This window comes from Cyclobacterium sp. 10D3-21 (assembly GCF_055809755.1).
On record NZ_CM147924.1, the window covers coordinates 2,190,855 to 2,201,924 of the forward strand.

Genomic DNA, 11,070 nt, shown 5'->3' on the forward strand with positions numbered 1-11,070 from the left:
AAAGAAGTGCTGAAAAAATTTATGGCGAGGCAATGCGTCTTTTTTAACAAATAATAAGCATCTCTGCTATTGTAGAAAGAATTGAACAATTAAACAAAAAGCCACATCATTTATGATAAATATTGAAGGACGTGAATTCAATTGGATGAACCCACCTCATTCCTGGTCAGAAGACAATGGGCTGCTACATTTGAGGACAGACTCAGAAACAGACTTCTGGCGAAAGACCCATTATGGTTTTATTAGTGAAACCGGTCATTTCTTACATACCGACCAATCCGGAGATTTTGAACTTATACTTCAATTCTCAGGGAAATATACTGACTTGTATGACCAGGCTGGTTTAATGCTTTTTCTTGATAGGGAGAACTGGATTAAAGCAGGGATTGAATATGTAGATGGAGTTCAAAATGCCAGTGCTGTTGTTACAAGAGATTGTTCAGACTGGTCTGTAGCAACAATTGAGGGCATGCCTGCGACTTTTTATATCAAAGCCAAGCGTGGCAAAGATTATGTTGAGGTAAGTTACAGTTTGGATGGTTCCTCTTTTCAATTATTGAGACAAGCTTATTTTCCACCTTCACCTTCATTACAAATAGGTTTTATGGCCGCGTCTCCTAAGGGAGCTGGATTTGAGGTTACCTTTGATCATTTTGAGATAACAGCAATGAATCAGGAATAGGCTATTTTACAGGGTTTTGGGTTGCCCCAATTAAGCGGTTTGGGTGTGAATTTGTTCTTTCCAAAATATAATTGGCGATTTTTTCCCCTTGTTGCATTCCTACCTCTATGGCATCTCTGAAATGAATGCCGCCATATAACCTTGAAATTGCGGCTTCATTTGATGCCTTTAGAAAGGAATCGAATGCCCGCTCTGGAAGGCCAAAGAAGACCTCTGAAGTATCTATAAAATTAAAATCTTCCCCAAAATAGGAAGTTAGCAAAACAGCAGAAGCTTTTGAGATCACACTATGCCCACTGGTATATTCAGGAAAGGGAGGGGTTTGTAGTATAGGACGCCATGCTTCATCTATAAGCTTGTTAATAGCTGTAATGGGTCTAATCCTGTCACTTCTGTACTTCTCGTCCCAGCAACTAATAAAAGCATCATGAAGCCCCATGGCTACAAGGGTGTGAATGTATAGGCTTTCCTCATAGCTCAATTCTGCTTTCTGACTGGCAATCCCAGTAATCCCCATCCAATGTCCACCTGGAGAAATTTTCTTAAGGCCAATGGCCATGTGTCCACTATAGGAGACATTAAAAGGGTTACAGTCCCAAAAATTAGCGATAAGCTTTTGTTCTTCGGTCAATTGTGTAGTGACTTCGTAAATCTCAGTCAATTGGGTGAAAAAAGAACTGTCTTCTTCTTCTGAATATTCAGCAGGAGCAGGTGGGCTAAAAGAAGGCAGGTTTTCCAAAAAGAAGGGACGGATCGTTCGCCACTCTGGATCTATTGCCGCCATGTAGGCTGGAGGCGTAGGGTACCATTTTCCCTGTCCATTGGTTGGGCTGTAGCGTTTAAGCGTGCTAAGTTGTCGATAGCCATCCTCCTTGGCATAATTCAATACTACCGCTGCAATTTTTTCTGCATAATTGATACTTCGTTTTAACGCTTTTTTCCTAATTAGCTTTTTTTTCGAATATTGATGTGTTAGGATTTCTTGGGCACTCGTTAATTTTTTACCGGAAGGCATTATGTTTTTACCTACCTCTAGCATTGCGTAAGTACTTGCAAATGGCAGGTTGATGCCTTCTTTTTCTAATGCCAAGTCTGGGTCTAGCTCAGCAATTGGGCTTTGTAGCTGCTGAAGTAGAGGGACTTCGTTTAAATCTTTAGTATCATTGTACACAAGGTAGGCCGCCATGAGGGAATAGCCATAAAACCTTGCGGCTCCTGGTGGACTTGTAACATCTGTTACCATTATATCTGTAATGGAAAAAAGATGCTCAATCATCTTGTCTCGAACAAAAAATTCCTTTTCAGAAGGGGGGATTTGAGCAAAAAGGCTACTTGTGAGTACTACGAAAAAGATGGTTAGGATAAATGGGTTTTTGCCTCTTGACATATTGAGTATAGATGTGTCGTTAAATATATTCAAAAATAGGCTAAAGCTCAATAGTAGAGCCCTAATTTGGATAGAAAAACCATCCCTGACTAATGATGGCATCTACGGTAGAATATTCAGCCGAATTTGCGATTTGGTTTTTAGAATATTAAATAAGGATGAGTAGCCAAGCAATTGGAAATTGCATTCGGTTCAAACCAAGATTTGACTTCGTCAAGTAGGGGAGATAAAAAACTGGGAAGAATTTGCTTAGTTTACTTCTCTCTTAAGAAAAGAAGGATTGAATTTAATTTATCCTGGTCGAATCTTGGGTATAAACTAACTAACGGTTATTTAACATTAGCCATTTTTTTTGTTTCCCCTAGGCTTAGCCTTAAACCAGAGGATTTGGAACATTAATGCTTTTGTCACCATTGATCAGGTACTGATTTTCTTCTACAAGAGATATGGCACCCAAAATGGCTGAATCATTTGATGAAGAAACGTAGACCTTTAAGTCTCCAGAAATTGGTAGATAAGGGAATGCGTCAATTACTTCCTGAACCCCTTTTTCAAAATAGGGAAAGGCTTTTCTTATAGAACCTCCAATCACAATGGCTTCGGGTGCAAAAGTCAACAATAACCTGTAAATCAGGGCTCCTATATGCTTTCCGAATTCATAAAAAATAGCAATGGCTTCTTCATCCCCATCATTTGCTCTTACGGAGAGCTTCTTAGCACTTGTTTTGTACCTTTCTTTAAAAAATTTACTTCCACAATAGTCTTCAAAGGTACCCTCCAGATAAGGGATTGCTCCCCATTCACCGGCACCACATAGCCTACCAGTATACAGATGCCCATTGGCAATTATACCGGTGCCTATACCGGTACCTAAGGTTATACCTATGACATGTTTATGAATACTGGCTGCACCAAATTTATACTCCCCCAAAGCGAAGCAATTTGCATCGTTATTGATAGCAACAGGAATACCGAATCTTTCTTCTAAATATTCCTTAAGGTTAACATTATGGAAGGAAGGGATATTGGCCAGATTATAAATGATCCCATGAATGGGATCAACTAATCCGGGGATACCTATCCCAATTGCTTTTAAATTGAAATGTTTATAAGCAGCAATTTGTTGAGAAATGGTTTCTAGGATTTCTTCTTTAGGGGCATTTGCAGGCGTTTTTATTTCCATGCTCTCTATTAAGCCTCCATCGCTAAATAATCCTGAACTAATTTTTGTACCCCCTATATCCAATCCCAGAACCATATTGTTACCTTTCATTTTACTCCTTAATTTCAGGTTATCCCTGATTAATTTTAATGTATCCAAACAAATCGCCTGAGTATTAATATCCAGGCAATTAGACTACCTGAGGCGTAGTGAAATATCAAGTTCACCTGTGATGAATTTACAGGCGAACTTGATTTATTATTTAGTTAGAGCATGCCTTCTGTAGACTTCTCTAACTCTCTTGCCTCAACCAAGAAATCCTCCACTTCCATTTCTCTAAAAAAGATCAGACCATGGCTTGACCTAACCTTAGCAGATTGATGCTGGTAGAAATAGTTTTTACCAAGTAGCAACTGAACATCACTAAGTTGGTCAACCCAAGTGTTTTTGGCCAGGGTACTAAATTTCCCATTATGGGCATAACTAGGGAATGAAGCATTTACCTGGCTCATATAACAGTTTGAGAATGAATCTTCCATAACTGACATGTCTCCTAAGGAAACAGGAACGATTACATTGGATTCAGCTGCATCAAATTTAAACCATACATTTCTATAGCCTATTATTTTGAAATTACTCAGGTCTTCTTCCAAGCTCCACTGCCTTATAGCTTCTGCCGTTGCTTGTAATACTTTATAATGCGTATCAGGGCCACTGCCTTCAGGGTCTAATGTCAAACTAAGTTTTGTAGGCTTAATTTCTCTAAGCATATTAAGGATAGGTTCTACATCCCTTTTCTTGTCCGGTTGTTCGGTGAAAATATCGCCTGTGTAGAATCCTAATCTTAGGTGGTGAACATTTTTTACCTGAACACCGAAATGAGCCCATACAAGTTCTTCTTCAAACTCCCTGATCATTCCTTTCAAGGTTTGAATGTTCTTAGGGTTCTTTTCACCATCATAAGAATTCTTAAGAACGGTGATGATTTCATTTATCTGTTCCCTAAGCTGTAAGGTAGACTTGATTCCGAAGGTAAAGACGATGGCCCTAACCAATCTATGACAAAGTCCTCTAAGCCTTTCTTCGGCATTGTCAGAGGCCACATTTGTCAAATAATGGTAAACATCCTTGTCCATCTTTAACTTGTAGCCAGATGAATAGAAATCTTCAAATTTAACCATTTGAATTCTTCCATTGTCCAAGAATCTCTTAGCACTCCTAAGGGTCTCTATAACAAAGGTGTTCGTTACAGCCGTGAATCCAGATGTTAGGACAGCAAAGTGAGCTTCATTGCTGTTTTCATGTAATTGCTTGGTGATTTGAGGCAATATTCCTAGTGAAATATCATCATGGTGAGGTCCTGTATGAAGGAAAACTTCATTTTTCTCCTCACTCATTCCCCTGTCTATCTTCTCACTGATACTTTTGATTACATTTTTTACAGTATGCTCATTCAATCCAGGAATCTGACTGGTGTATTTGTCTTCTTTAAGATCTTCAAGAGTGATTCTATGACCATACCTTTGAAGTTTCTTACAAAGATCTAAAACGGATCGTTCTGTTTTTGTGTCATTCCATTCTCCTTTGAAGTAGTATTGGTCTGTACTGTCCGTTAATTTTGAGGCAGCCCCTTTTGTGATAAAGAACCTTCCGTTCTTTAATTTCTGCAATACAGTGGCAGGGTACACATTGGTCATTGACAATTCCAATGATTGTTTCACTATTCCTGCCTTGGCTTCTCCTGCAGCGATAATGATAGCAACAGCATCAGGGTTATGGACAATTGTATCCAAGCCAATTGTAATGACAAGACGGTTGGCAGATATTTCTATACCACCTAAATCACCTGCAGCTACAGCTTGCGTTTCAAAGTTTGTTTCTGTAAGCCTGGTGGTAGAAAAAATGTCTGAACCACGTGTGTTGAAGGCAATATGACCATCAGGACCTATGCCCCCTACAAAGAAGCCTATTCCTCCTTTTTCACGAATTTTCGCTTCGTACTGTCCACACCATTGGTCGATCAGATAGATGGAATCCTGTTGTAATTTTTCTTGAGGAGTTTTATATTCTCTAAACCTCAAAGTCAAGTCCACTTTAGAATCTGGAAAAACTTCTTTATAGCTTTTACCTTCAGCAAGTATTATTTCATCACAATTTATAAGCAGGGCTTTTTTTGGATCCAAGCCAAAACCCTCAATATAAAATTTATTTACATAATGATGAAAACTGTTGTTTTGCGCGGAAGAAATCGGATAGAATTCATCAATTTGAACAAAATGGAGATCTTTTAATACAGGCTTATTGCAGTCAATTAACCCATATTTTTTTCTAATATCAAGCCCTTTCTTTTCCTCCCAGTTCTCAAGAAGAAATTTTGTCCATTTGATAAAATACTCAGGTGTTTTACCTGTAGGTAAACTAATTACTCCTTCAGGATTCGTAGAAACCCATTCTAAGAAGCGGCAGGCTGTAAGTAAACCTAGCTTAGGGAAATTATCAACCGCTAAATAAGGAATTTTGGTGGTGATTTTTTCAATATCAGAATCTCTAAAGAAAGCCTCTTCAGTCTTCGAAAGTGGATAATTCGCTAACATATGCTTGTATCTAATTTGTTTATTCTATTGTGAATTTATTGTGTCCTCAAAAATATGCTCATTAACTATGGCAATGGCGCCTTTAAGCCCAACTTCCATACCCAATTGAGAAAGTTCTATTGAGGTTTTTTCTCTTAATTTGGCCATGCTGTAGATATTCAAAGCCTGTTGAATAGGTGTAGTGATGTATTGCTTGGCCTCTGCAATGGCTCCACCTAAAATAATCAATTCGGGATTTAACAGCTGAATTAAAATGGCAATTCCCCTACCTAAATCTAAACCAACATCTGACAAAATACTGATGGCCCTTTGGTCTCCAGCAATCGCAGCTTCCACCACTGTGGAAGGTTCAAGGTTCTCCCCCTTACCGTCAGCCAGCTTGGAGAGAATGGAATCTTTGTCCAGTAATATCGCTTCTTTGGCCAACCTAACTACTGCTCCGCCTGAAGCCACGGCTTCCAAACAGCCTCTTTTGCCACAAGTGCAACTTATTTCCTTTGCATCAAATAAAGGCGAGTGGCTAAACTCACCAGCAAATCCTGAATAACCCCTGTATAGTTTTTCATCTATAATGATTCCAAGCCCTATGCCCCAATCTACAAAAATGCCCATCACATTTTTGTTGGTGCCTTTGTTGGCAAATTTAAACTCAGCAAGCGTTTTTGCCCTTGCATCGTTTTCTATAAATACTTTTCTACCAAACTTATCTTCCAACTGTTCCCTTAAAGTTTTTTTACCAGACTTCAAGTAGGTATGATTTATCCCAGAAACACTGTCTACCAACCCTGGCATACTTATTCCAACTGCGATTACTTTTTCTTCTGGAATTCCAGATGAATTTATGATTTTCATTGAGAAATCATAAATGGCATCCAAAGTCTCCAATTCATTATTCAAGGATAATTTGATGGAACTTATTTTACTTACCTTTTCATTTTTAGTATTGTATATTGCAGCCTTTGCTCCAAACCTATTCAAATCAATGCCTAAAATATAGAAAGAATCAGGTGCAAGGCCGTATAAATCAGGTTTTCTTCCTCCTTGTGATTGACCTCTTCCTTCTTTTATTATTATCTGCTCTTCCAATAAGTCGGTCAATAATAGATTGACTGTTGGCAAACTAATGCCTACCAATTGACAAATATTGCTGGCAGTATTGTTTCCAAGAGTATATAACTCTTTTACAATTTTAAGTTTATTGATATAGTTTTTGATCTCAACTACACCTTCTTTCTTATCCAGTACTATCTTCGGGTCTATTAAATTCATGGGATAAACTTTGATGCAAAATAATAAAAATTTTATTTAATTAAGGCAACTTATTTAAAAAAATTTACATTTTCAAATAAGTTCGTGATAAAGTTGAAGACCACTTTTTCTCTTTATTTTTCAAGATAGTGTGACTAATAGCTCTTTATCTCTTTGTGGGAGGTTATTGGGATTTCAAATTATTTATAAAATCACTAAAGTCAAGCTTTTCTTTGAAAAAAAATAATCATGTTTGTTTCCTTGCTTATAAATTCGGATTATGCATTAAGGTTTAAAATTGATTGTCCTGATCCTTTTCAGGATGTGATTACATCAGTCAATAGAATTGCTATTGGCTATTTAGCGTTTAGTTTAAGTTATAGCAAGAAACAAAATAAATGTATGAAAAGTAGAAGGAAATTTCTTCAAAAATCATTACTCACCTCTTTGGCGTTAGCCCCAATTTCAAATCAGGTGGCTGGAAAAGCCTTTAGAGGAATTACAAACAACGGTCAGCTGATTGCTAAACCACAAGTAATTTCAACCTGGAACCATGGCATGGCAGCCAATGACAAGGCATGGGAAATTTTATCAGCCGATGGGAGCATCCTGGATGCGGTTGAGGAAGGAGTGAAAGTGACAGAAATCGACAAAAGAGTATTTTCAGTAGGGCTAAATGGGATTCCAGATAGAGAGGGAATTGTAACACTCGATGCCTCTATTATGAAAGGGGATGGATCTTGTGGTGCTGTGGCTTTTGTAAGGCAAATAAAACATCCTATTGCGCTTGCAAGGATGGTAATGGAAAAAACACCCCACGTATTGTTGGTGGGAGAAGGTGCAAGGCAATTTGCTGTTCAGGAAGGAATGCAACTGGAAGAAGAGGTGCTAAGTCCCTATGCATCCAAAGCTTATGAGGATTGGAAAAGAAAGGCTAAATATAAACCGATAATAAATGTGGAAAACCATGATACAATCGGTATGATTGGAATTGATGCTAGTGGTGAAATGGCGGGGTCTTGTACCACAAGTGGGCTGGGCTACAAAATGCATGGAAGGGTAGGCGATAGCCCTATAATAGGGGCGGGGCTTTTCGTTGATGGAGACGTTGGTGCCGCTACTGCTACCGGTTTGGGAGAAGAGGTGATTCGCATATGCGGTGCATTTCTTATTGTGGAATTAATGCGGCAAGGAAGAACACCGCAAGAGGCATGTGAGGAAGCTGTGAAGCGTGCGGTAGCAAAAAGTAAGGATTTGAAGAATACACAGATAGGGTTTTTGGCATTAAATAAGGAGGGGGAGTTTGGCGCATTTTCCATCCAACCTGGATTTAACTTTGCCCATCACCAAAAGAATAATCAGGCACTTGTTGATTCAAATAGCTGGTTTAAATAATAATTAATGCAATGAAGAAAAAAAGTATTTTAATAGAATCCCCAGTCTACACCCTTGAGGCAGCAATGCTTGCTGTTGGAAATGGTGCAGATAGACTGGAACTCTGTGCTGATTTTGGGGAAGGTGGTACCACGCCAAGTTTGGGTTTATTAAAAGTAATAAAAAATAAGGTCAAGGTGCCTGTGTTTGTAATGATCAGACCCCGAGGTGGGGATTTTGTCTATAGCGAATCAGAACTCTTGGTCATGAAAGAAGATATTAAAGCTTTTATAGAGCATGGAGCAGATGGATTCGTTTTTGGAGTTTTAAATAAGCAGGCTAAAGTAAATTCGTCCGATTGCAATGAATTGATTCAAGTTGCTGCTGGTAAGCCCTGCACTTTTCACAGGGCTTTTGATCTTGTTAAGGATAAACACACCGCCTTGGAGGAGATTATTGCACTGGGCTTTAAAAGAATACTGACCTCAGGCGGTGAAAATAGGGTTAAGGAAGGGGTACCATTGTTGCTTGAGTTGCTTGAAATGGCAAAGGAACGGGTAATTATTCTGCCTGGAGGTGGGTTGATGTTGCAGGATATTTCCCACTTGAACAAGGAAGGGAAACTCAAAGAAATTCATGTTTCCTGCAAGAAGTTTAGATCCTCCTCAATGCATGGCTCCAATGAGCATTTAAAGCTTTCTCAGGCAGAAGAAACGGAAGGGATGGTATTGACAATTGATCCTGAGTTAATGCGCGAAGTTGTTCGCTTCCTTAAAGAGGTTTAACCAATATTTGAGAAGAATTGAAAGCATTCTCTTTCGGGTGTTGTTGATTTTTTAAATAGCTACTTACCTGGTAGGGAGTAGCATTGGCTGCTATTCTCAAATCTTCCTAAATCTTATATCAGGGCATGTACTATAGATTAAATCCTGAGAATAGAAATTTAAAAATAAGCGCTCTACCTAGAAAAAGCATTTGAGCCATTGCAGCGGAGAATTTGAAATAAGGGGTTTTGCCCCTTTATAACTGCTATTGTTAGAATAAATGGGTACTTTCAATTCAAGGTATAGTGCCAGATAATGTCAAAGGCTTTCCAATTATACTGTGTTAATATTTCCATTTAAGTTTAATTTTATTTTAATACAACGCCATTATATGGTTTAATAATTTGTTTTTTTGGGATTTAAATGATATATTATACCCTCAATAAACCCTATAAAAAGATGGTGAAAAGTTTTCAGGGGGTAAGAATGGCCCCACCAAAAATTAGTGACCAACCATTTCTGGTCCAAGATTTCATGACAACAAATTTGATTACTTTTAAGCCCGGAGACACAATTGATCATGTGATCACGGTTCTTACAAGAAAGAGAATTTCAGGTGCCCCTATAGTGGATGATTATGGGAAGCTGGTTGGGATGATTTCAGAAGGAGACTGCCTTAAAGAAATAATTAAAGGACAGTATACCAATACTCCAAAATTCCCAGCTTCGGTATCCGAACACATGACAACTCAAGTATTTACTTTACCGCCGGACATTTCAATATTTGATGCTGCAGATAGATTTTTGACGATGAAAATTAGAAGATTTCCTGTAGTCAAAGATGAGAAATTAATAGGTCAGATTAGTGTAAGTGATATTGTAAGGGCGATGCCTAAACTGAAGGCTTCTACATGGTGAAAATAATTGGCTCCCGTGGAGCTGAAAATCTAAATTAAATCCGGATTATGCAATAGGATTCCTAGTAGGCTGTTCTGACTCTTTTAAGAATGTGATTACCTAGTAAAAATAGAAAACTATTGCATATTTTGGGTTAAATATATCCAACTAGAGAATAAACTACAATTCCCACCCATTCTTTTATCAATTTGTGCCATACCATAATGGCCTGAAGACTTGGTTGAAAAATTGATTTAAAATCAGCTTTCGGATTTTTTCCATAAAAATCTACTGGAAAAGTATCGGGGTGTAGACCAACTTTTATAAAACATGCCTCAGCTCTTTTCATATGAAAAGCTGAGGTGATCAATAACAACTGTTTTGGCTGATCTAACCCTATTTCATCAGACGTAATTATTTTTTCGCTAAACAACGCATTTTCATGAGTATTGACCGCCTTGGTTTCTACGATAATATCCGCTTTGTTCACACCTGCCCAAACCATAAAATCCCTCAAAGATTCTGCTTCAGAAAGTGGATGAACCGGATTAAAACCAAGCCCTCCAGAAATCAGAATTTTCTTTATTTTCCCCATTTTGTACAATTGTATAGTGTGGGTGACCCTATCTGCTCCTCTTGCAAAATAAGTTCGGTCCTTAGGAAGTTTGTCGATATGGGTTACTCCTGTTAAAACCACCCCTAATTCGTAAGTAGGCATAGAGGAAAAATTCTTCGGTTCAGGCTCCCAATTATAAATGACCAGATTGGCTATATAGGAATTTGAAAAAAACAGTAGCAGTACAATTCCAGCCAGTAATACTTTTTTCCCCCAAGATCTTTTTAAAAAGACATAGCCCAAAATGATAAGTACCATGCAGATATTAAAAGGCATTATTAAAAAACTAAATAACTGAGAAATATAAAAAAACATTTTATTATTGATTTGAGTAAGACGTAGGAAA

At 38.0% G+C, this 11,070-nt stretch carries 9 protein-coding genes; 4 read left to right on the plus strand and 5 right to left on the minus strand.

Annotated features, from left to right (window positions below; all coding sequences use genetic code 11):
• The first annotated feature begins 112 nt into the window (after positions 1–112).
• On the plus strand, positions 113–682 hold the full coding sequence (locus AC0L7T_RS08915) for a DUF1349 domain-containing protein (RefSeq protein ID WP_473342210.1): 570 nt from the start codon (positions 113–115) through the stop codon (positions 680–682).
• 1 nt (position 683) lies between these two features.
• On the opposite strand, the gene AC0L7T_RS08920 is transcribed toward AC0L7T_RS08915, so the two are convergent.
• The 4 genes from AC0L7T_RS08920 to AC0L7T_RS08935 form a co-directional block, all read right to left on the minus strand.
• The gene (locus tag AC0L7T_RS08920; protein WP_473342211.1) at positions 684–2,069 is read right to left on the minus strand and encodes a vanadium-dependent haloperoxidase; all 1,386 of its coding nucleotides are present in this window, start codon (positions 2,067–2,069) and stop codon (positions 684–686) included.
• Positions 2,070–2,442: 373 nt separating this feature from the next.
• Positions 2,443–3,342, minus strand: a complete 900-nt coding sequence (locus tag AC0L7T_RS08925) for an ROK family protein (RefSeq protein WP_473342212.1) — start codon at positions 3,340–3,342, stop codon at positions 2,443–2,445.
• 155 nt (positions 3,343–3,497) lie between these two features.
• Positions 3,498–5,825 (minus strand): glucosamine-6-phosphate isomerase, encoded by a 2,328-nt coding sequence (locus AC0L7T_RS08930; RefSeq protein ID WP_473342213.1) that lies wholly within the window; start codon positions 5,823–5,825, stop codon positions 3,498–3,500.
• A gap of 24 nt (positions 5,826–5,849) precedes the next feature.
• Entirely contained in the window at positions 5,850–7,094 is a 1,245-nt protein-coding gene (locus AC0L7T_RS08935; RefSeq protein WP_473342214.1) for an ROK family protein, read from the minus strand.
• 381 nt (positions 7,095–7,475) lie between these two features.
• Between AC0L7T_RS08935 and AC0L7T_RS08940 the strand changes: the two genes are divergently transcribed.
• From AC0L7T_RS08940 to AC0L7T_RS08950, 3 genes are all read left to right on the plus strand, one after another.
• Positions 7,476–8,468 carry an isoaspartyl peptidase/L-asparaginase family protein gene (locus tag AC0L7T_RS08940; RefSeq protein ID WP_473343359.1) on the plus strand — a complete coding sequence of 331 codons (993 nt, stop codon included), beginning with the start codon at positions 7,476–7,478 and terminating at the stop codon, positions 8,466–8,468.
• Positions 8,469–8,479: 11 nt separating this feature from the next.
• The gene (locus AC0L7T_RS08945) at positions 8,480–9,232 is read left to right on the plus strand and encodes a copper homeostasis protein CutC (protein WP_473342215.1); all 753 of its coding nucleotides are present in this window, start codon (positions 8,480–8,482) and stop codon (positions 9,230–9,232) included.
• Between the two features lie 438 nt (positions 9,233–9,670).
• Positions 9,671–10,129 carry a CBS domain-containing protein gene (locus AC0L7T_RS08950; protein WP_473342216.1) on the plus strand — a complete coding sequence of 153 codons (459 nt, stop codon included), beginning with the start codon at positions 9,671–9,673 and terminating at the stop codon, positions 10,127–10,129.
• A gap of 133 nt (positions 10,130–10,262) precedes the next feature.
• Here the strand turns inward: AC0L7T_RS08950 and AC0L7T_RS08955 are convergent, their stop codons facing one another.
• A complete protein-coding gene (locus tag AC0L7T_RS08955; RefSeq protein ID WP_473342217.1) occupies positions 10,263–11,039 on the minus strand; it encodes a YdcF family protein in 777 nt (258 codons plus the stop codon).
• Positions 11,040–11,070 lie beyond the last annotated feature (31 nt).